We start from the raw sequence: 21,503 nt of genomic DNA, 5'->3' as shown, positions 1-21,503 counted from the left end.
GGCACATCCCCGGGACGACACCCCTGAAAGCACAGCGACCCTAATCCCACGAGAGGGCGGAACGGTGCTCCTTCAGCGCATTGCCAACCGGGGAATCCGACTGGGCACGCTCTTCGAGCGGGCCGCCGTCCGGAACGGCGCGAACGTGGTGATCCTCGACCACGACCTCGACATCGCCCCCGAGCTGGGCCGGCGGTCCACCGTCGCCGAGCTCGCCGACCTGGTCGACGACCACGCCTCCCGGCTGTGGGCGGCCGGGGTCCGGCCGGGCCGCCGGGTGGTGGTCCACAAGTCGAACAGCTTCGACATCACCCTGCTCGCCTGCGCCACGGCCCGGATCGGCGCCGTCCCGGTGCTGCTCTCGCCCCAGCTGGACGGGGAGACCGTCGCCGAGCTGGTCCGCCGCACCGACGAACCGTTCCTGGTCACCGACGCGGTCAAGCTCGCCAAGGAGCTGCCGGCCGAGGTCTTCGACCTGGCCGCCACCGTCCTGCTGGCCTCCGGCAGCCACCCCGGCGCGGTCGAGCTCGCCGCACTGGCCGGCTCGCCCCGGGTCGCGCCGGTCACCGCGCCGCCGGACCGCCCGACGCTGATCACCCACACCTCCGGCACCACCGGCACGCCCAAGCTGGCCGTGCACACCGGCCGCACCCTGGAGGCCCGCTACCGCCCGCAGGCGCTCGTGCTGCGCCCGGTGGTCCCGGGCCGGGAGACCATCGCCATCCACGTCTCCTTCGTCCACTCCCGGCTGATCACCGCGCTGGCGATCTCGCTGTTCCGCGGCTTCCCGATCCTGGTGCTGGCCCACTCGGAGGCCGGGCACGTGGCCGAGCTGTTCGCCCGGCTGCGCCCCGGGATCCTGGAGGCCCACCCCAACTCCTTCATGGAGTGGGAGGAACTCGCCGAGGACCCGCGCCGCCCGCTGGCCAACGTCAAGCTGTTCTCCTCCACCTTCGACGCGATCCACCCCCGCACCGTGCGGACCATGCTCGACGCCTCCGCCCGCACCGCGCCGGTCTTCGGCCAGCTGTACGGGCAGAGCGAGGTCGGCCCGGCCGTGGTGCGCTCGTTCTCCCGGCGGCGCGGCGCGGACGCGGACGGCCGCTGCGTGGGCATGCCCTTCCCCGGCTTCACCGACGTCCGGGTGGTGAGCCGCGACGGCCGGCCGCCGTCGGCGGACAACCCCGGCTACATCGAGGTCCGCAGCGACGGCCGGATCGTCACCTACCTCGGCGAGCAGGCCCGGTACGACCGGCAGGTCGAGGACGGCTGGTGGCGGATGGGCGACGTCGGCTACCGCACCCGCTGGGGCTGCGTGCACCTGCTGGACCGCGAGGTCGACCTGATCGAGGGCTTCGGCTCCACCCTGGCCGCCGAGGACGCGCTGTTCGCCCGCCTCCCCCAGCTCGCCGAGGTGGTGATCGTCCCCGGCGCGGACGGCCGGGCGGTGCCGGTGATCTGCACCAAGGACGACCTGCCGGTCGAACCGGCCGCCTGGCGCGCCGCCGCCGCCGGCCTGCCGCCGATGGCCGATCCGGTGCAGTGGCGGCTGGGCGAGCTCCCGGCCACCGCCACCACCAAGATCAAGCGGCTGGAACTGGCCCGCCGGCTGGCGGCCACCGAGGACGACGGGCCGGTCCGGTGACGGCGCGCCACGGCGCACCGGTCACCGTCCTGGTGGCGGGCGGCGGGATCGGCGGGCTGGCCGCCGCGCTGGCCCTCGCCCGGGCCGGCCACCGGGCGGTGGTGCTGGAGCGGGCGCCGGAGTTCGCCGAGATCGGGGCGGGCATCCAGATCGCGCCGAACGGCATCCTCGCGCTGGAGCGGCTCGGCCTCGGCGACGCCGTCCGGGCGGCCGGGGTGCACATGGCCGAACTGCGCTTCATGGACGGGGTCACCGGCGAGCACGTCACCAGCCTGACCCTCACCGAGCGCTACCGGCAGCGGTTCGGCAACCCGTACGTGGTGGTGCACCGGGCCGAGCTGCACGGGCTGCTGCTGCGCGCCTGCCGGGACGAGCCCCGGATCGAGCTGCGCGCCGCGACCGCCGTCACCGGCTACCGGCAGGACGCCGACGGTGCCACCGCGCTGCTGGCGGACGGCGGCGCGGTCCGCGGCGACGTGCTGGTGGGGGCGGACGGCATCCACTCGGCGGTCCGCGCCCGGCTGGTCGGCGACGGCGAGCCGCGGATCTCCGGGATCACCGTCTACCGGGCGGTGATCCCGATGGAGCTGGTCCCCGAGGAGCTGCGACTGACCACCTCGGTGACCTGGTGGACCGGCCCGCACTGCCACTTCGTCCACTACCCGATCGCCGGCGGGGCGTTCCTCAACCTGGCCGCCTCCCGGGACAACGGCGCCACCGAGGCGCTCGCCAACGTCCCGGTCACCGAGGAGGTGGTCGCGGAGCAGCTGGCCGGTCTGACCGCGCCGAACGCCCGGCGGCTGCTGGCGCTCGGCGAGGGCTGGCGCTCCTGGGTGCTGGTGGACCGGGACCCGGTGCGCCGGTGGACGGACGGCCGGGTGGTGCTGCTCGGCGACGCCGCCCATCCGATGCTGCACTACGCGGCCCAGGGCGCCTGTCAGGCGCTGGAGGATGCCGTGCTGCTGGGCGAGTTGATGGTCGAGACCACTGAAGTCACCGGCACACTGGCCCGGTTCGCCGCCGAACGACAGGCGCGGACGGCGGCGGTGCAGCGTGCCGCCCGGGAGTCGATCCGGCTCTGGCACCCGGCGGGCGAGGCGGCGCGGGTCAGGAACCGGCTGCTCGGAGCCCTCTCCGAGGGCGAGTTGCACGAGCGGGTGGCCTGGATGCACGGCGCCAAGACCTTTTCATCATCGGATGATCACAACTACGATTTCGAGCCGTGGGCATGATCGACAGTCACCTCCAGGTCTGTGTCATCGGCGCCGGTCCGCGCGGCCTCTCGGTGCTGGAACGACTCTGCGCGAACGAACGGTCCAGCCCCTCCGGGGCCACCGTCACCGTGCACGTGGTCGACCCGGCACCCCCCGGCGCGGGCCGGGTCTGGCGCACCGACCAGTCCCGCCACCTCCTGATGAACACGGTGGCCTCCCAGATCACCGTGTACACCGACGACAGCGTCCGGATCGACGGCCCCGTCGAACCCGGCCCCAGCCTGTACGAATGGGCGAAGTCGCTTGCCCCCGGGGGCAGTCCCGACCGGGCGCCGGACCGCGGGCTCGGCCCGGCCGGGCACGAACCCGGCCGCCACGAACCGCCCGCGCACGCGCCGGACGGCGCCGGCCGGCAACCGGACGGCCCCGACGGGGCGGCGCTGGCCGAGGCCGCCGCCCTCGGGCCGAACACCTACCCGACCCGAGCCTTCTACGGCCACTACCTGCACGCCGCCTTCCGCGCCGTGGTCGCCGCCGCCCCGCCGACCGTCACCGTCCGGGTGCACCGCTCCCGGGCGGTCGCGATGGCCGACGCGCACGGCTTCCCCGGCGGCCCCCAGGGCGTCCGGCTGGAGGACGGCACCCGGCTCAACCGGCTGGACGCCATCGTGCTCGCCCAGGGCCACCTCCCCGCCCGGCCCACCCCGCGCGAGGCCCGCACCGCCAGCCTGGCCAGGATCCACCACCTCGACTACGTCACCCCCGCCAACCCCGCCGACGTGCACGTCACCGCGCGCCCGGGCCAGACCGTCCTGCTGCGCGGCCTCGGCCTCAACTTCTTCGACCACATGGCCCTGTTCACCCTCGGCCGCGGCGGCCGGTTCGAACCGGCGGACGGCGGCCTGGTGTACCGGCCCTCCGGCGCCGAACCCCGGCTGTACGCCACCTCCCGGCGCGGCATCCCGTACCACGCCCGCGGCGAGAACGAGAAGGGCGCGTACGGGCGCCACCTGCCCCGGCTGCTCACCACCGAGGTGGTCGCCGAGCTGCGGGAACGCACCCGCCGCGGCGGGCCGGTGCGGTTCGCCACCGACCTCTGGCCGCTGGTCTCCCGCGAGGTGGAGGCCGTCTACTACGGCGCGCTGCTCGCCGCCCGGGCCCGCGGCGCCGAGCGCGAGGCGTTCACCGACCGCTACCTGACCGCCGACGACCCGGCCGCCGTCCTCGACGACCACGGCGTCCCCGAGGCCGACCGCTGGAGCTGGGACCGGCTCTCCCGCCCCTACGCCGGACGGGAGTTCACCGACCGCGCGGACTTCCGCGACTGGCTGCTGGACCATCTGCGCCAGGACGTCGCCGAGGCCAGGGCCGGGAACCTCAGCGGCCCGCTCAAGGCCGCCCTGGACGTCCTGCGCGACCTGCGCAACGAGATCCGGATGGCGGTCGACCACAGCGGCATCGCGGGCGACTCCTACCGGGACGACCTCGACGGCTGGTACACCCCGCTGAACGCCTTCCTCTCCATCGGACCGCCGGTGGAGCGGATCGAGCAGCTGATCGCGCTGATCGAGGCCGGGGTGGTGGAACTCCTCGGCCCCGGCACCGAGATCCGGATCGACCCCGTCGACCCCGCCTTCGCCGCGCACTCCACCGCCGTCCCGGGCCCGCCGGTCCGGGCCACCGTCCTGGTCGAGGCCCGGCTGCCGGAACCCGACCTGCGGCGCACCGACGACCCCCTGCTGCGGCACCTGCTGGACACCGAGCAGTGCGCCACCTACCGGATCCCCGGACCCGCCGGAACGGGCTACCCCACCGGCGGCCTCGCCGTCACCGAGCGGCCCTACCGGCTGCTGGACGCCCGCGGCCGGGCGCACCCGCGCCGCTTCGCGTACGGGGTGCCGACCGAGTCGGTGCACTGGGTCACCGCGGCGGGCATCCGGCCCGGCGTCGACTCGGTGACCCTCGGCGACTCCGACGCCATCGCCCGGGCGGTGCTGGCGCTCTCCCCGGCCCCCGAGTGGCCGACCGCCGCCCCGGCCGCGACCGGGGCCACCGTGCCGACCTCGACCGGGGCCACCGCGCCGACCTCGACCGACCGCTCCGTAGAGTCCGACGGGCCGGCAGAGCCGGCAGGGTCCCGACCGAGAGGCGTCGTCGTATGACCGCACACCCCAGCCCGCCGGCCCCGGCGGAGCCCGACACCGGCCTGCTCTCCCCCGTCCGGGCCGGCACCCCGGCCGAGGCGGCCGTCACCGACCGCGCCTGGCTCCAGGCCATGCTGGACGCCGAAGCGGCCCTCGCCCGTGCCCAGGCCGCCCTGGGCACGGTGCCGCCCGCCGCGGCCGCCGCGATCACCCGGGCCGCCCGGACCGAGCTGTTCGACGTCCGGGCGCTGGCCCTCGCCTGCCGCGAGACCGCCAATCCGGTGGTCGGCCTGGTCCAGGCCCTGACCCTGGCGGTGGCCGCCGAGGACCCGTCCGCCGCCGAGTACGTGCACCGCGGCTCGACCAGCCAGGACATCCTGGACACCGGCGCCATGCTGGTCGCCGCCCGGACCCTGGCCCTGATCCGCGCCGACCTCGGCCGCACCGCCCGCGCGCTCGCCGGCCTCGCCGCCGAACACCGGGACACCGTGCTCGCCGGACGCACCCTCGCCCTGCACGCGGTACCCACCACCTTCGGCCTCAAGGCGGCCGGCTGGCGCCGACTGGTGCTGGACGCCGACCGCCGGCTCGCCGCCGTGCTGGCGGACGGGCTGCCGGTCGCCCTGGGCGGCGCCGCCGGCACCCTGGCCGGCTACCTCGAGTACGCCCGGCTGGACGGCCCCGACCCGGAGGTCGACGCCGGCGCCTACCTGGACCGGCTGCTGGACGCCTTCGCCGCCGAGACCGGACTCGCCCGCCCGGCGCTGCCCTGGCACGCGCTGCGCACCCCGATGGCCGACCTGGCCGCCGCGCTGGCCTTCACCGCCGGCGCGCTCGGCAAGATCGCGGTGGACGTGCAGTCGCTGACCCGCACCGAGGTCGGCGAGGTGGTCGAACCCGCGGCGGCCGGCCGCGGCGCCTCCTCCGCGATGCCGCACAAGCGCAACCCGGTGCTCGCCACCCTGCTGCGCAGCGCCGCCCTCCAGGTCCCGGTGCTCGCCGCCGGACTGACCCAGTGCCTGGTCACCGAGGACGAGCGCTCGGGCGGCGCCTGGCACGCCGAGTGGCTGCTGCTGCGCGAGTGCCTGCGGCTGGCCGGCGGCGCCGCGCACACCTCGGTGGAGCTGGCCCAGGGGCTGCTGGTCCGCCCGGAGCGGATGCGGGCCAATCTGGGGCTCACCGGCGGACAGCTGGTCTCCGAGCGGATCGCCGCCCGGCTGGCGCCGAAGCTCGGCAAGGCGGTGGCCCGGCAACTGCTCACCGAGGCCTCGCTGACCGCCGACCGGGAGGGCCGGCCGCTGGCCGAGGTCCTGGCCGAACAGGACGGACTGGAGGGGCACTTCACCTCCGAGGAGATCGCCGGGCTGTGCGACCCGGCCGGGTACACCGGCATGGCCGGCGCCCTGGTCGACCGGGCGCTGCGTGACTGAGCGGACACGACGGGGCCCCGCGGGCGGTACCCGCGGGGCCCCGTCGCCGTCCTTGCGGCTCAGCCCCGGATGACGGTCTTGGTCCGCATCAGGAACTCCCCCAGGTAGCCGTCGTGCGGCACCCCGGGCCGGATCCAGTACGTCGGGTGGTCGCCCCGGTAGACGTTGCTGATGCTCGGCTCCCGGAGCAGCCGGTCGAACAGCGCGTCGTCCCCGGTGAGCGCGGTCAGCACCAGCGAGTTCCGCAGCGGCGCCACCCCCGCCTCCGGCGTCCACGGCGCCACCCAGACGCAGGGGAAGGCGAGTTCGACACCGGTCTGGTCGGCGTCCGGCCGGTCCAGCTGGTGCACGGCCGGGCGCAGCACCGCGCTGCCGTCGCCGAGCTCGGCCACCACGCCGTCCCCGCCGAGCCAGGCCCTGGTGCCGGCCGCCCGGCGCAGCAGGTAGGCCTCGATCGCCCGGGCCTCGGCCACCGGCTGGACCGAGAGCACCGCCTTCTCGTCCTCCGGCGGCAGGCTCGGGATCCCGGCCAGCCGCTCCGCGATCGCCCGGGCCAACGGTGCCGGGTCGCCCTCGACCAGGACGGCGGTGGCGTTGATGCAGGCCACGCCGCCCTGGTGGGCGATCGAGTCGACGATCGTGTCCAAGTGCTCGCGCCAGTCGGTGTCCCGGGTGACCAGGATCTTGGACCGGCCGGGGCCCTGCGGCAGCACGGTGCTGCCCGCGTACTTGCGGACCACCTCGTCGCCGCCGTAGACCATGCCCAGGTCGGCGCCGGCCAGGATCTCGTCCGCGGCCTCGTGGTCGGTGGGCAGCAGCATCACCTGGTCGTCGGCGAAGCCCGCCAGCCGCAGCGCGGTGACCAGCCGGTGCGGGGTGAGCGGTTCGCGGCGGGAGGGGCGGACGGCGACCCGGTAGCCGAGCGCCAGCGCCTCCAGCCAGAGTCCGTGCGGGCCGGGGTGGTTGCCCGCCGCGTGGACGGCGAAGACCTCGCCGCGCCGGGTCCAGACGGCGCTGCCGTCGAGGGTCGCGCCGTCCCGCCAGTCGCTCACCGCGCCGGCCGGCCGGGCCCGGTAGGCGGACCAGCCGGCCTTCTCGGCCGAGTCGGCGATGGCCCGGGTGGCGTCCCGGACGACCGTGATCGGCACCCCGGAGACCCGGGCGACGGCGCGCTCGTAGGACGGGAAGTCCAGGCCGTCGATGGTTTCCGAGGTGAAGATCCGGCCGGCCCGGGCCAGCGCGGCGAAGCGCTCCTCGGCCGGCAGCGACTCGGCCGCGTGCAGGGCGCGCATCGCCCGGGTGACGAACAGCTTGGGGACGAGGCTGAGTTCGGCGAACGGCGCGCCGGTGACCTCGTTCACCTCGGTGCGGCGCCGGGCCCGGAACGGTTCGCCGGGGCCGAGCGCGTCCAGCTGGAGCAGGGGCGGCTGCTGCGGCAGGGCGGGCGCGGTGGGGTCCGTCATCAGTACACCCCCTCGATCACGGTCTCGTTGTCGAACTCCTGGACCGGGGCGATGTCCGCCACCGCGTCGCCGAGGTGTCCGGGCAGCGCCGCGATCCGGGTGCCGTGGTCGCGCTCCAGGTTGTTGGGCATCAGCAGGCTCTTGGACACGTGGTGCATGACCACCTGCCCGCGCTCGCCGTACTCCACCGTCCGCCCGGTCTCCGGGTCGATCACGCCGAAGCTCATGTACGGCGAGTAGGGGTCGTAGACGCAGGGGTCGTCGTCGGTCAGCCCGTGCCGCTCGCTGGCGTTGCCGAGGATCATGGTCGAGCCGTAGCCGCTGTAGAGCACGGCGTCCGGGAAGACCTCGGTGCGGTAGAGGTGGCGGGTGTCCGGGTCCATCTGGGTGCCGACCCAGTTGATCGCCCGGATCTTCTCGCCGACCAGCTTCGCGAGGCCCTCGCGGCGGGCGATCCGCTCCAGCACCGGCGGGGTGCACATCAGCACGCCGATGTCCTGGGTCTCCAGCAGGTACGCGACCTGGTCGACGATGTGCTCGGCGTACGCGCCGGCCTCGGCGGCCTTGCCGTCGGAGATCAGCCGCTTCACCCAGCGCGGGTCGAGGTCCACGGTGAAGGCCAGGCCGCCGCGGTAGGCGGTCTGGGCCTTGATCACGTCGCCGACCATGTGCGGGCCGGTGGGGGCGACCACCAGCCAGTTGACGCCCTGCGGCACGCCGTGGCCGTCGAGCTGGGCGCTGGACCAGCCGAGCAGGCGGTCCAGCCAGTCGCGCAGCAGCACGATCCGCTTGGGCGCGCCGGTGGTGCCGCCGCTCTCGTAGACGCCGACCACCTCGGGACGGTCGCCGTAGCCGCGCGGGACCAGGTCCTCGACCCGGGCGGTGCGCAGTTCGCCGGCGAGGTTGGGGAACTTGGCGAGGTCGGCGTGGGTGCGGACCTCGGTGAGCGGGTCGAAGCCGAGGCCCGCGGCCCGGGCCAGCCAGAACGGCGAGCCGGTCTCCGGCGAGAAGTGCCAGCGCATCGCGGCGCGCAGGTACTCGTCGGGGTCCGGCACGGCGTCGAACGGCAGGTCCAGCAGCGGGTCGGCGGCGGGGTTGGCTGCAGCAGGCACAGCGGTCCTTCCTCGGGTCAGCGGGCGGTGCCGGGCGGGTTGTCGATCGCGTAGCGCCAGCGGCCGTCCGCGCCGCGCCGGGCGACGTCGGTGGCCGTGCCCTCGTCGCGGAGCGGGCCGTCCGGGCCCTCGCCCTCGATCAGGTAGTCCCCGATCAGCAGCGCGAGGTCGCCGGCCACGTAGCACTGCCGGACCTCGATCCGGATCGGCAGGCCGAGGGCGAGGAACCGGCCGGTGGCGGCGCGCCGGTCGTCGCCGGTCACCACGTCGCCGGGCGCGTTGACGAAGACCGCGCCGGGCTCGAACAGCCGCTCCACGGCCTGCGCGTCGCCGGCGTTGAACGCCTCGGCGAAGACCAGGGGCAGCCGGGCCGGGTCGGTGGGCGGGAGGCCGGCGTCCGGCCGGGGTCCGGTGGTGGTCATGTCGGGGCTCATCCCGTCTGGACGGCGGCGGTGACCCCGCCGGCCGGCTGGTCGGGCAGCCGGTCGAGGCTGAACCCGAAGTAGGTCTTGTACGCCTCCAGGACGGCGGCGTCGGTGCCGAACTCCTGGGTGCCGCGCTCGCCGCCGGACACCGTGGAGAGCTGGTTGCCCTTGAGGGTGATCCGGCCGTCCTCGGTCCGCAGCGAGCAGAACACGTCCTGCATGAACGGGGACTCGGGCGCGGTGCGGTACCACCAGAGGGTCGGGCGGAAGTCCTCGATCCGCACCGGGCGGTCCTCCAGCCGGTACAGCGGCTTGCCGTTGAGGAACACGTCGAAGCCGCCGCCCTCGACGTCGGCCAGCCGGTACTCGCCGTCCGGGTCCTGCTGGACCTCGCGCGAGGACAGCCGCAGCGGGTGCCGGCTGTTGCGGCCGAAGCCGGTGTCGACCAGCCACTGCTCGCCGTCGACGGTCACCCGCAGGGCGAGGTGGCACAGGGCCGCGCCGAGGGTGCCGCCGGGGCGGTGGACCCGGCCGGGCAGGATCTCCACTTGGTAGCCGAGGGCGGTGAGCAGGAACGAGAGGGCCGGGTTGACCTCGTAGCAGCCGCCGCCGCGGCGCTGGCGGACGATCTTGTCGAGGACCTGCTCGTCCATGTGGATGGGCTCGTCGAGGTGGTAGCCGAGGTTCTCGAACGGCACGGACAGCACTTGCCGTTCCTGGAGGCGGGTGAGCGCGGCGAGGTCGGGCCGCTCGGGCCGCTCGGCGCCGATCCGGGCGAGGTACGCGTCCACCATGGCGTCGTCCAGCACGGTGATCTCCTCTTGTCGGGTTCCGGTCTTCAGGTCTTCAGGTCTTCAGGCGTTCCGGTGGTTCGCCGGTCGGTGGTTCGCCGGTCGGTGGTTCGCCGGTCGGGTGGTTCGGGTCGGGCTTTTCCGGCTCCGGTAATGCTGTTTCGGATGGAACGGTTGTGGGACGTGTACAACCCGTCAGGAGAATTCGGGAGCCCCGGGAGTCATTCGAACGGGGTCCGGCAATCCGAGCGCGTGAGCGATCAGATCGCCGGTGATCCGTACCCCGCCGAGGGTGAGCACCGACTCGGCGTGGAACTGCACCGAGGCGAAGCCCGGCCCGCGCAACGCGTGCACCTCACCGGTCGCGGCGTCCCCCGCGACCCGGACCGTGCCGCCGCCGGGCGCCTCGAACTCCCCCGGCCCACCCGGGCAGGCGTCCCACACCGCGGCGAAGGTGTTGTAGAAGCCGACCCGCTCGGCGGCGCCGAACAGGTCGACCGGGCGCTGCACCCCCTGATTGGGCACCGCACGGCGGACCAGCGGCAGACCCAGCTCGGCGGAGAGCACCTGGTGACTCAGGCAGACCGCCAGGAACGGCCGTCGCGCGGCCAGCAACTCCCGTGCCGCCGAGCGGAGATGGGCGATCTTCGGATGGGAGGTGTCGCGCGGGTCGCCGGGGCCGGGCCCGAGCACCACCAGGTCGACCCCCTCCCACGAGTACGGCTCGTCGAACCGCCGTACCGCCACCTCCACACCCAGTGCGCGCAGCTGGTGCCCGATCATCGCGGTGAAGGTGTCCTCGGCGTCCACCACCAGCACCCGCAGACCGGCCAGTTCGGGGCGCGGCCGGGCCCGTCCGGACACCTCGGCGAGCCAGAAGCCGGACAGGTCCCGGTTGCGCCCGGCCAGGGCCGCCCGCACCTCGGGGTGCGCGGCGAACCCGCCCCGGCGGCCGTCCGCCGGGGTGAACGGCCCGGCCGGCCCGGCCCCGCTCGCGGCGAGCAGCCCGGCCGCCTTGGCACCCGTCTCGGCCACCTCGGAGCGCGGGTCCGAGTGCCGCACCAGGGTCGCTCCCACCCCGATCCCCAGCCGGCCGGTGGCCGGGTCGATGTCGGCGGTGCGGATCAGGATCCCGGAGTCCAGGGAGCGCCCGCCGGCCGCGTCCCGGCCGATCAGCGCGGCCACGCCGCTGTAGTAACCCCGCCCCCCGGGCTCGTACTTGGCGATCACCCGGGCGGCGGACTCCAGTGGGCTGCCGGTGACCGTGGGCGCGAACAGCGTCTCGCGCAGCACCTCGCGCGGGTCCCGGTGGGTCCGGCCCTCGATGAAGTACTCGGTGTGCGCGAGCCGGGCCATCTCCTTGAGGTAGGGGCCGACCACCCGGCCGCCGCCCGGGCAGATCCGGGCCATCATCTTGAGTTCCTCGTCGAGCACCATGCAGAGCTCGTCGGTCTCCTTGCGGTCCGCCAGGAACTCCAGCACCCCGGCCAGTTCCGGGCCCTGCTCCGGGTAGCGGTAGGTGCCGCTGATCGGGTTCATCACCGCCCGCCCGCCGTGCACGCTGATGTGCCGCTCGGGCGTCGCGCCGACCAGGGTCCGTTCCCCGGTGTGCACCAGGAAGGTCCAGTACGCGCCGGTCTCCCGTTGGAGCAGTCGGCGGAACAGGGTGAGCGCGGCGGCGGCGGTGTCCCCGCCGACGGCGGCGACGAAGGAGCGCCGGAGCACGAAGTTGGCGCCCGTGCCCTCCCCGATCTCCTCGGCGAGCACCCGGCGGACGGTCTGCGCGTAGTCCTCGTCGCCGATGTCGAAGGCGCCGCCGGTCAGGTCGACCGCGCCGTCGGGGAGGCGGTCGAGCAGTTCGGCGAGCGGCAGCTCGCACTGCTCGGTGACACTCAGCGCGAGCAGCGGGGTGCCGTCGTCCGGGGCCTCGAAGCCGCGCTCGGCGATCTGCCGGTAGGGGACCAGGGCGAGCAGTTCGTGCCGCTCGCCACCGGGCCGTACGGTGTCGGGCCGCTCGGCACCGGGCCGCGGGAGACCGGAGGGCGGGTCCGCCGGCGGCGGCTCCGCCGTCGGCAGGTGGACCGGTGGCAGGTCGGCCAGCGGCAGGTCGGCCAGCGTGGCCGGCGCCGACACCTCGCCGATCAGCAGCTCGACCACCCCCGGGCCGGTGGCCTCGGGCCGGTGCAGCAGCGCGAACGCGGGCGGCCGGGCGGCCAGCACCCGGTCCAGCGGGGAAGGGGTCGCGTCACGCACCGAGCCCGGCACCCCCGTCCACCGTGAGGTCGTGCAGGGTGATGTGGCCCGCCTCGTCGGAGAGCAGGAAGGCGACGGCGTACGCGACGTCCTCGGGCCGGGCCAGCTTGCCGAGCGGGATGCCGACCTTGAACGCCGACGGCGCCCCGGCCACGGTGGCGGCCCGGCCGTCGACGCCCTCGGCCCACATCGCGCTGAGCATCGGGGTGTCGGTGGAGCCGGGCGCGACCACGTTGCAGCGGATCCCGTAGCGGGCGACCTCCAGGCCGAGGCTCTTGGTGAAGTGGGTGGCCGCCGCCTTGGAGGCCGCGTAGGCGGCCATCTCGGCGCGCGGGGTGAGGCCCGCGTTGGAGGCGACCGTGACGATCGCGCCCCGCCGGCGCGGGATCATGCGGTGGACCACCGCCCGGGACACCCGGAACACGCCCTCCGCGTTGATCGCGAAGGTGGTCCGCCAGTCCTCGTCGGTGAGGTCGCGGACCTCGCCCATCCGCAGCACACCGGCGTTGTTGACCAGGTGGTCGATCGGGCCGAGCTCGCGCTCGGCGGTGTCGACGGCGGCCTCGACGGAGGCGCTGTCGGTGACGTCGGCGGGGACGGCGGCCACCGTGAGGCCCTCGGCGGCCAGCTTGCCGGTGAGTTCGGCGAGGCGGTCGGCGTCCCGGTCCACGGCCGCGACCAGCGCGCCGCGAACGGCCAGCAGCCGGACCACGGCGGCGCCGATGCCGCCCGCCGCGCCGGTGACCAGTGTCACCTTGTTTCTCATGTGCGGACCTCCCTGGGGGACGCGGACCAACAGCTCGGGCCGCGGGTGGGTTGGGGGTGGTGCACGGCTCGGAACGGGGTGGAGCAGGCGGTGCGGGGAGTACGGGCGGTGCGGGGAGTACGGGGCGGGCGGCGCCCGCCGGGCGTACCGCGCCTGCCGGGCGTGCGTGCCCCGGCCCGCCGGGCGCCCGGCGCTCAGCCGCGCCAGGCGGACACCACCGCGAGCGCCTGCTCCGGGTTGAGCCTCGGGTCGCACAGACTCGTGTACTTGTCACCGACCCGGGCCAGCCCGGCCGCGTCGTCGGCGCACTCGGTCACCTCGTCGGGGGTGGTCTCCAGGTGCAGGCCCCCGGCGGCGGCGCCTTCGGCCCGGACCGCCCGCTGGAACGCCTCGACCTCCCGGACCAGGTCCGGCACCAGCCGGGTCTTCAGCCCGTCCGGCCCGGCGACGGTGTTGCCGTGCATCGGGTCGCTGAGCCAGACCACCGGGTGGCCGGCCGCGTGCACCGCCCTGACCAGGCCCGGGAGGACCTCGGCGGCACGGTCCGCGCCGAGCCGGGCGATCAGGGTCAGCCGGCCGGGCTCCCGGCCGGGGTCGAGCAGGGCGCACAGCCGCAGCAGTTCCGTCGGGGTGGTGGTCGGACCGATCTTGCAGCCGACCGGGTTGACCACCGAGGCCAGCAGGGCGACGTGCGCGCCGTCCGGGTCCCGGGTCCGCTCGCCGATCCACGGGAAGTGCGTGGAGGCCAGCAGCGGCCGGCCCCGCGCGTCCCGGCGCAGCAGCGGCAGCTCGTAGTCCAGCAGCAGCGCCTCGTGGCTGGCCCACACCGGCGGGCAGGCGACGGACGGGTCGCCGGGGGCGAGCCGGGACAGGTGGTCCAGCACCCGGCGGGACGCCTCGTAGCCCACCGCCAGCCGGCGCGGATCGGGGGTGCGGCGGACCGGGTCGGGCTCCGGTCCGTTCACCAGATGCCCCCGGTAGACCGGGAGTTCGACACCGTCGCAGAGCTCGGTGGGGCTGGAGCGGGGCTTGGCGAACTGGCCGGCGATCCGGCCGATCCGGAGCACCGGGCGATGGGTGGTGAGCTTCAGCCGCCCGGCCAGCAGGTCGAGCAGCGCGGCCCTGCGAGCGGTGTCGCCGGCGGTGCACTCCTGCGGGTCCTCGGCGCAGTCGCCGGCCTGGAGGACGTGCGCCTCCCCCCGCGCGACCCGGCCGAGCAGGGCGCGAAGCCGGTGCACGTCGGCGGCCGCGACCAGCGGCGGACGGTCGGCCAGTTCCTTCTTGGCGGCGGCGAGTTCGAACGGATCGGGCCAGTCCGGCTGCTGCCCGGCGGGGCGGTCGGCGAGCTGTCCCAGGAGCAGGTGGTCCACTGACGTCTCCCTCCCGGCCCGGCGGGGCCCTACTGGTCGGCGAGGCCGCCGAGCAGTGCGGCCACCCGGACCACCCGGCGGGCCTGGAACTCCACGGCGGCGATGTTCTCCTCGTGCACCTGGCCCGGCACGTTCCGGGACACCGCGCTGGCCCCGTACGGATTGCCGTTCTCCGGGCGGAACAGCACCGGGTCGGTGGAGCCGGTGGCCAGGATCAGCGAACCCCAGTGGCAGAAGGCGTTGTGCAGCGCCAGGATCGCCGTCTCGTGGCCGCCGTGCGGCGCGGAGCCCGAGGTGAAGGCGGACACCGCCTTGTCCGCCAGCCCGCCGGGGATCGACAGCGGCGCCGTCGCGTCGACGAACCGCAGCACCGGCGCGGCCGGCAGGCCGAACCTGACCGGGGTGCCGATCAGGATGCCGTCCGCCCAGGCCAGGTCGTCGAGCGTGGCCACCGGGACGTCCGCGGTGCGGTCCCGCAGCTCCCGCGCGGCCTCCTCGGTGCCCGGCACGTAGGTGTCGTCCGCGAGGTCGGCGATCCGGCGCAGCCGCACCTCGGCGCCCGCCTTCCCGGCGGCGTCGGCCGCCGCCCCGGCCAGCCTGGCGACATTTCCGGTGGAGGACCAATAGATGACGGCAATGGTGGTCACGGCGGTGAACTCCTCGGTGACGTGGGCGCGTTCCACTGATCGTTGACCGTGGACGGCCGACCGGCCAACGGAGTTCCCGGCACTACGTCAGGTGGGGCCGCACTCCATCAAATACCCGGCGGTCACTTCTCCGGACGCCCCGCATTGACCGTGCCCGGCATTGACCCCCGCCCGGTCCGGCATTGACCCGGGGCCGACCTGACATTGACCGGGGCGCTCACTTTTCCGGGCACGAATTGCTGCCTATCCTCGGCCACGGCACCGTTTTCGGTCCGTCGCAGAGCCGAGGAGCAGTGATCCCGCAGTGAAGAAGCCGCCGGCCGCAGAACCCCGAACCGGAGACCTGCGGCCGCTGATCGCCGAGGGCGTCTCGCCCTGGCTGGACGGGATCGACCGCGGCCTGGTCACCTCGGGCCTGCTCGGCCGGCTGATCGACCGCACCGGTCTGCGCGGCGCCACCACCAACCCCGCCCTGCTGACCGGACCGATGCGGCACGACCCCGTCTACGCCGAGCAGTTGGCCCGGCTGGCGGAGCACCACGTCTCCCCGGAGGGCTCGGTCTGGGCCGCCACCGTGCACGACCTGCGGCTGGTCTGCGAGGAGTTCCGCGGCGTCCACCGCGCCACCCACGGCCACGACGGCCTGGTCTCGGCCGACCTGGACCCCCGGCTGGCGCACGACGCCGCCGCCACCGTCGCGGAGGCCGTAGAACTGGCCCGCGCCGTGGACCGGCCCAACCTGCTGGTCAAGATCCCGGCCACCGCCGCCGGCCTCACCGCGATCCGCGACTGCGTCGGCCGCGGACTCGGCGTGCACGCCACCGGGCTCTACTCGGTGCGGCGCTACGGGCAGGTGGTGGAGGCCTACTTCGACGGACTGGAGCAGGCACTCGCGGCCGGCCTCCCGCTGGCCGCGATCGCCTCGGTGGCCTCGCTCCCGGTCGGCCGGGTGGACCGCGAGATCGACCGGCGGCTGGCCGCGATCGCCGGCCCGGACGCCGCCGCGCTGCGCGGCCTCACCGCCCAGGCGGCGGCCCGGCTGATGTACCGGGCGTACGAGGAGCGGCTCGGCGACGGCCGCTGGCGCACCCTGCGCGCCTCCGGGGCCCGCCCGCAGCGGCTGCTGTGGACCGACTCGGCACTCGGCGGGGCCGCCGCCCAGGCCCGGTACGTGGCCGGGCTGGTCTCCTGGGGCACCGCGCACGCGATGACCGGACCGGTGCTGGACGAGGCGGTCCGCAAGCTCCGGCTGGAGGGCGACACCCTGCTCGGCCGGTACGAGGCGGCCCGGGCGGTGCTCGACCGGCTGGGCCGGCTCGGCATCGACTACGGCACGGTCGCCCGGCGGCTGGAGGAGCAGAGCGTCCCGCTGCTGGTCGACCACTGGTCGCGGCTGCACGCCGCCGTCGAGGGACGCCCGGCCGCCCGGCCCGGCGATCAGGAACCGGCCCGACTTCCGCTCCGCTGAATCATCCTGATGATCCGTCACCGTGGTACCACGAGCCCCGCCCGGACGGCCCGGACCTGTTCTTGACGGGAACAACCGCCCCCGCATACCTTCCGGATTGCAGGCCGTCACGCACTCCTTCCGTCCACGGGGTCCGGGCGCGTCTTGTGGACCAGCCCGGACGAGGCCGCGGCGTCGGGGTGCGTGCACCGCAAGGCGGAGGTAGCGGCACCTCCCGGCCAGCGGGCTGGGGGCGGAGCCGCTGCGACGGGGGCACCTCCCGGCCGACGGGCCGGGGCGCGCGTGCCCCCGGGGGTACCTCCCGGCCGACGGCCGGGGGAGCGTCGCGGACCAGGGCCGATCCACACGACACACCCCAGGGGGAGGGAAGGTCATGACGCGACGGTCCGCCGACTCAATCGCGTTCAACGTCCTGGAACTGCTGGCCAGCGAGGCTCCGGCCGCCCAACTGGCGGAGCTGGTCGAGCAGGCCCGGCGGAGCTGCGAGTCCGCCCCCGAGCGGGAGGCGATCTGCCGGATCGAACAGCTCGGCCTGTCCATCCGCTCCCGGTCCCAGCAGCGGCGCCGCCGTGAGGCCGGACTGGCCGCGCTCGCCGACACCGCCCGCGACCTGGCCCTGCCCTACGAGCTGGACAACCTGCTGCGGGTCATCACCCGCCGGGCCCGGCTGCTGCTGGGCGCCGACGTCTCCTGCCTCACCACCGCCGAACCGGCCGGCGGCGACAGCGCCCCCGGCCCGGTGCGGATCCGCACCACCGACGGCCCCAGCGGCTCGCTGCGGGTCGGCCTGGCCGTCCCCGACGGCTTCGGCCTGGGCGGCGGCGTACCGGCCGACCCGGGGCCGTTCTGGACCCCGGACTTCCTCGTGGACGAGCGGATCCGGCGCAGCCCGGTGGTCGACGGGGCGGTCCGCGCCGAGGGGCTGCGCGCCGTGATGGCCGTCCCGCTCGGCCACCGCGCCCGACCGTTCGGCACCCTGTACGTCGCGGAGCGCGCGGTGCGCTACTTCACCACCGACGAGATCTCCCTGATGGCCGCGCTCGGCGACCTCGCCGGGGTCGCGATCGAGAAGGCCCGGCTGCTGGAGCGCACCGCCCGGACCTCCCCCGCGGCGGCCCCGGCCGGCGCCGCCGACCCGGCCGGCGAACTCGCCGAGGCCCACCGCGCCCTGGTCGACCTGGCGCTCTCCGGCCGCGACCCGCACGCCCTGGTCCGCGACGCCGGCCGCCGGCTCGACCTCGGCCTGCGGGTGTACGCGAGCGACGGCACCGTGCTCGCCTCGACCGGCGAACTGCCCGAGCTCGACGGGCCGACCGTGGTCGCCACCGCCGTCGACACCCACGCGGCCGGCCGCCCGGTCCGGCTGGCCGGACCGCTGTGGGCGGCCCCGGTCCGGGCCGGCTCCACCGACCTGGGCACCCTGCTCGCCCGGCCGACCGGCCGCCGGGCGGACCTGGCCGCGGAGTTCTGCCAGAGCGTCGCCCAGGCGGTCGCGGTCGCCCTGCTGCTGGAGGGCCAGCGCTCGGCCGGCCCGGTCCGCCACGTCGGCGACGAGCTGCTCGACGAACTGCTGAGCAGTCCGCAGCGCCCGCCGCGCCAGCTCGACGTCCGGGCCCGCCGGCTCGGCATCGACCTGTCCGCCGCCCATGTCCTGGTGGTCGCCCGGCCCGAGGGCGAGGCCCAGGGCCGGACCGCGACCTGGGCCGGGCTGTACGCCCACCGGATGAGCGGCCTCAAACGCGTCCACAACGGCCGGGCGGTGCTGCTGCTGCCCGGCAGCGACCCGGGCCGGGCCGCCCGCGCGGTCGCCGAGGAGCTCACCCCGCTGCTCGGCCTGCCGGTGACGGTCGGCGCGGCCGGGCCGGTCAGCGACCCGACCTCGGTCTTCCACGGCTACCAGGAGGCGCTGCGCTGCCTGGACGCGATGACCTCGCTGGGCGCGGTCGGCCGCGCCGCCTCGGCCCGCGAACTCGGCTTCGTGGGCGTCCTGCTGGCCGACAACCACGATGTCGAGGGGTTCATCGAGTCGGCCGTCGGCCCGGTGCTCGACTACGACCGGCAGCGGCTGACCGAGCTGACCCGCACCCTCCAGGCCTGGTTCGACACCGGCAACAGCCCGACCCACGCCGCCCAGCGGCTGCACGTCCACCCCAACACGGTGGCCCGCCGGCTGGAGCGGATCGGCGAACTGCTCGGCCCGGACTGGCTGAAACCCGAGCGCTCGTTCGAGATCCAGCTCGCGCTCAGGCTGAGCCGGGTGCGCCGCACCCTGCTCGACCGGGTCGCCCGCGCCGACCCCGGCCGCCCCGGGGACCCGGCGGCCGACCCGACGGACGACCGGTCGGGCGGTCCGGCCGGCAGCCCGGGCGACCGACCGGACCGGACCGACCGGACCGGCCCCGCCACCTGACCCCGCCACCTCGGTCCAGCCACCTGACCCCGCCACCTCGGTACAACCGCCCGACCCCGCCACCTCGGTACAACCGCCCGACCCCGCCACCTCAGTACAGCCGGTCGTCGCCGCGGGCCAGCACCGCGACCGCGTGCGCCGCCGAGGCCAGGGTGATGTGCCGGTGCCAGCCGCCGAACGAGCGGCCCGCGAAGTCCCGCACCCCGACCCGGTCGGCGGTCCTGGTGAAGTCCAGGTCCACCCGGTCGGACAGCCGGGCCAGCCGCACCAGCGCGGCCACCGGCAGGTCCACCAGGTCGGTGAGCCACAGCTCGGCCGGCCAGCGCCCGCCGACCGCGCCCATCCCGAGCAGCAGCAGCTCCCCGCCGCCGCGCCGGCCCCGGCCCTGGCGGGCGGCCCCCGGCCCGGCCGGACGCACCCGGACGGCCGCGACCAGCCCGCCGCGCAGCTCGCCGGACGGGTCGGACCAGACCACCGGCCGGCGCAGCTCCCGGGCCGCGGTGAGCAGTTGGCAGGCGGGCCCCGGCCCGGCCGGGTGGCCGGGCAGCGGCGCGACCGGCCGCAGCGGGAACGAGCCGGAGATCCGGGCCAGCATCGGCAGCCGCTCGCCCCGCATCCGGCGCACCAGCCGCAGCCCGTCGGCTTCCCTGGCGTCCGCGACCACCGGGCGCACCGGCAGCCCCCAGCGGGCCGGCAGGCCGAGCACCGCCTCCAGGGCGCAGTCGCCGAGGCTCTCCGCGTCGACCTCGTCGGGTATCAGCGCCTGGCTGCGCCGCGGCGCGTCCTCCAGCCAGGTCCGCGGCAGGTGCAGGCGCCAGTTGACCGGGCCGCTGAAGCTCTCCGAGGCGGCCCAGACACCCACCGCCTGCTGGGCGTTGAGCACCTGGCCGAGGGCCGGGATGAAGCGGCGGTCCACTCCCACCGAGTGGTCGCCGGCCTTGGGGACGACCATCGGCCGCAGCACGTAGGCCTGCGGCGGGGCGATCCGGGCGAGGTGCTGGGCCAGCGCCTGGCGGACCGGGCCCCAGTCCCAGGTGGAGCTGGTGATGAAGTGGTGCAGGCTCTGCTCGGCGGCCGGGCCGCCGACCACCGTGGCGATGTTGCGGATCGACTTGCGTCCGTGGGCGCCCAGCAGCCCGCGCAGGTACTGGGCGCCCTTGCGCCGCTGGTCGCTGCGCGGCAGCGAGGCGAACAGCACGCCGCACAGCTCCTTGAGCAGCACCTCGTGCGAGGCGTCGAGCAACTGCGCGTCCTCCGGCGGAGCCTGGGGGCCCGTCGGCAGGGTTCGGGTCATGGCCGGGCCGCTCATCGGTCCCCCTCGAATGGCGGATGACTGCGCCGTGCTCACGCTAGGGTGCGCGCCCCGCTCCGCTAAGGTGCGCGGCCCACCCGTCCGGCGCGGACGGTGGTGGCCCGGCCACCGGAGTACCGCCCGCCGTGGCGGCGGTTCCGGATTCCGGTGTGCCGGGCCGGGTGGCCGGTCAGGCGGTGAAGTCGGCCACGTGGTCGCGGGCCCACTCGGCGAAGGTCCGGGCGGGGCGGCCGGTGAGCTGCTCCACCGTGTCGGACACCTCGGTCGGGACGCCGTCGGAACCCGCCCAGTAGCCGACCACCGCGTCCATCACCCAGATCGGGACGATCGGGGCCAGGGCCTCGCGCGCCTCGGCGTCGGTCAGCTCCTCGAACTCCAGCGGCCGCCCGAGCGCCTCGGCCAGGTCGGCGAGCTGCTCGCGCTGGGTGATCGACCGGGGGCCGCTGATGAAGTACGCCCGGTTCTCGTGGCCCTCGCCGGTGAGCGCCGCCACCGCGACCGCGGCGATGTCCTTCTCGTGGATCGCGTCGCTGTGCGACTCGGGGTACGGGAAGCGGATCCGCCCCTCGGCCCGGATCGACTCCGGCCAGCCCCACATCAGGATGTTGGTGGCGAAGTTGTGCGGCCGCAGGAAGGTGTACGCGATCCCGGAGGCGAGGACGGCGTCCTCGACCGCGCGGTGCATCTCCACGATCGGCTTCTGCACCGGGAAGGCGTCCACCACGGTCTGCGAGGAGAGCACCACGACGTGCCGCACGCCGGCCTCCCGCGCCGCGGCGAGGAAGCCGGCCGTGCCCTGCGGCACCGCGTAGAGGAACACCTTGTCGACCCCGGCCAGGGCCGGGCCGTAGGTGTCCGGGTCGGTGAGGTCGAGCGCCGCGGTGTCGACCGGGGCGGGCGGTGCCAGCTTCTCCGGGGTCCGGGCGCCGGCCCGGACGTCCGCGCCGGCCGCCAGCAGCTGCGCCAGCACCTCGGCGCCGACCTGGCCGGTCGCCCCGGTGACGAGGATCTTGCCCATGGGTACGGCTCCAATTCGGGATGTCAGGGGTCGGG

16 protein-coding genes are annotated in these 21,503 nt (G+C 75.6%); 6 read left to right on the top strand and 10 right to left on the bottom strand.

The features are described from left to right. The first annotated feature begins 64 nt into the window (after positions 1-64). The 4 genes from BLU95_RS20770 to BLU95_RS20755 are packed head-to-tail and all read left to right on the top strand — an operon-like array spanning position 65 to position 6,433. Positions 65-1,645, top strand: a complete 1,581-nt coding sequence (locus BLU95_RS20770; protein WP_093861354.1) for a class I adenylate-forming enzyme family protein — start codon at positions 65-67, stop codon at positions 1,643-1,645. Then, positions 1,642-2,877 (top strand): FAD-dependent monooxygenase, encoded by a 1,236-nt coding sequence (locus BLU95_RS20765; RefSeq protein WP_093861353.1) that lies wholly within the window; start codon positions 1,642-1,644, stop codon positions 2,875-2,877. Before BLU95_RS20770 ends, BLU95_RS20765 begins: the two co-directional genes overlap by 4 nt. After that, positions 2,874-5,021, top strand: coding sequence for an FAD/NAD(P)-binding protein (locus BLU95_RS20760; RefSeq protein ID WP_173862088.1), 2,148 nt, complete (start codon positions 2,874-2,876; stop codon positions 5,019-5,021). The genes BLU95_RS20765 and BLU95_RS20760 overlap by 4 nt, the downstream gene beginning before the upstream one ends. Continuing rightward, positions 5,018-6,433, top strand: a complete 1,416-nt coding sequence (locus tag BLU95_RS20755) for a nitrosuccinate lyase (RefSeq protein WP_093861352.1) — start codon at positions 5,018-5,020, stop codon at positions 6,431-6,433. Before BLU95_RS20760 ends, BLU95_RS20755 begins: the two co-directional genes overlap by 4 nt. A gap of 59 nt (positions 6,434-6,492) precedes the next feature. Here BLU95_RS20755 and BLU95_RS20750 read toward each other — a convergent pair whose 3' ends face one another. From BLU95_RS20750 to BLU95_RS20715, 8 genes are all read right to left on the bottom strand, one after another. Continuing rightward, positions 6,493-7,896 (bottom strand): aldehyde dehydrogenase family protein, encoded by a 1,404-nt coding sequence (locus BLU95_RS20750; protein ID WP_093861351.1) that lies wholly within the window; start codon positions 7,894-7,896, stop codon positions 6,493-6,495. Next, positions 7,896-9,008, bottom strand: coding sequence for a phenylacetate--CoA ligase family protein (locus BLU95_RS20745; RefSeq protein WP_093861350.1), 1,113 nt, complete (start codon positions 9,006-9,008; stop codon positions 7,896-7,898). The genes BLU95_RS20750 and BLU95_RS20745 overlap by 1 nt, the downstream gene beginning before the upstream one ends. Before the next feature lie 17 nt (positions 9,009-9,025). Beyond that, positions 9,026-9,430 (bottom strand): YybH family protein, encoded by a 405-nt coding sequence (locus tag BLU95_RS20740; protein WP_093861349.1) that lies wholly within the window; start codon positions 9,428-9,430, stop codon positions 9,026-9,028. An 8-nt stretch (positions 9,431-9,438) separates the two neighbouring features. Beyond that, on the bottom strand, positions 9,439-10,242 hold the full coding sequence (locus tag BLU95_RS20735) for an arylamine N-acetyltransferase family protein (protein WP_093861348.1): 804 nt from the start codon (positions 10,240-10,242) through the stop codon (positions 9,439-9,441). Between the two features lie 177 nt (positions 10,243-10,419). Next, positions 10,420-12,477, bottom strand: a complete 2,058-nt coding sequence (locus BLU95_RS20730; RefSeq protein ID WP_173862086.1) for an anthranilate synthase family protein — start codon at positions 12,475-12,477, stop codon at positions 10,420-10,422. Next, on the bottom strand, positions 12,470-13,243 hold the full coding sequence (locus BLU95_RS20725; RefSeq protein WP_093861347.1) for a 2,3-dihydro-2,3-dihydroxybenzoate dehydrogenase: 774 nt from the start codon (positions 13,241-13,243) through the stop codon (positions 12,470-12,472). The genes BLU95_RS20730 and BLU95_RS20725 overlap by 8 nt, the downstream gene beginning before the upstream one ends. Before the next feature lie 194 nt (positions 13,244-13,437). Beyond that, a complete protein-coding gene (locus BLU95_RS20720; RefSeq protein WP_093861346.1) occupies positions 13,438-14,613 on the bottom strand; it encodes a 3-deoxy-7-phosphoheptulonate synthase in 1,176 nt (391 codons plus the stop codon). A 29-nt stretch (positions 14,614-14,642) separates the two neighbouring features. Then, complete coding sequence (locus BLU95_RS20715) at positions 14,643-15,260, bottom strand: NAD(P)H-dependent oxidoreductase (protein WP_093865010.1); 618 nt, start codon at positions 15,258-15,260, stop codon at positions 14,643-14,645. A 304-nt stretch (positions 15,261-15,564) separates the two neighbouring features. Between BLU95_RS20715 and BLU95_RS20710 the strand changes: the two genes are divergently transcribed. Both BLU95_RS20710 and BLU95_RS20705 read left to right on the top strand, forming a co-directional pair. Beyond that, on the top strand, positions 15,565-16,728 hold the full coding sequence (locus BLU95_RS20710; protein WP_159424955.1) for a transaldolase family protein: 1,164 nt from the start codon (positions 15,565-15,567) through the stop codon (positions 16,726-16,728). Positions 16,729-17,101: 373 nt separating this feature from the next. Further along, positions 17,102-19,138 carry a helix-turn-helix domain-containing protein gene (locus BLU95_RS20705; RefSeq protein WP_093861344.1) on the top strand — a complete coding sequence of 679 codons (2,037 nt, stop codon included), beginning with the start codon at positions 17,102-17,104 and terminating at the stop codon, positions 19,136-19,138. 91 nt (positions 19,139-19,229) lie between these two features. Here the strand turns inward: BLU95_RS20705 and BLU95_RS20700 are convergent, their stop codons facing one another. Both BLU95_RS20700 and BLU95_RS20695 read right to left on the bottom strand, forming a co-directional pair. Further along, positions 19,230-20,432: an IS701 family transposase gene (locus tag BLU95_RS20700; protein WP_231977704.1), complete on the bottom strand. Its 1,203-nt coding sequence runs from the start codon at positions 20,430-20,432 to the stop codon at positions 19,230-19,232. 187 nt (positions 20,433-20,619) lie between these two features. Further along, complete coding sequence (locus BLU95_RS20695) at positions 20,620-21,468, bottom strand: NAD(P)H-binding protein (protein WP_093861343.1); 849 nt, start codon at positions 21,466-21,468, stop codon at positions 20,620-20,622. Positions 21,469-21,503: the final 35 nt, after the last annotated feature.

The organism is Streptomyces sp. TLI_053, assembly GCF_900105395.1.
In the GTDB taxonomy this organism is placed as follows: Bacteria; Actinomycetota; Actinomycetes; order Streptomycetales; family Streptomycetaceae; genus Kitasatospora.
This window is presented reverse-complemented; position numbering and strand designations above follow the sequence as displayed.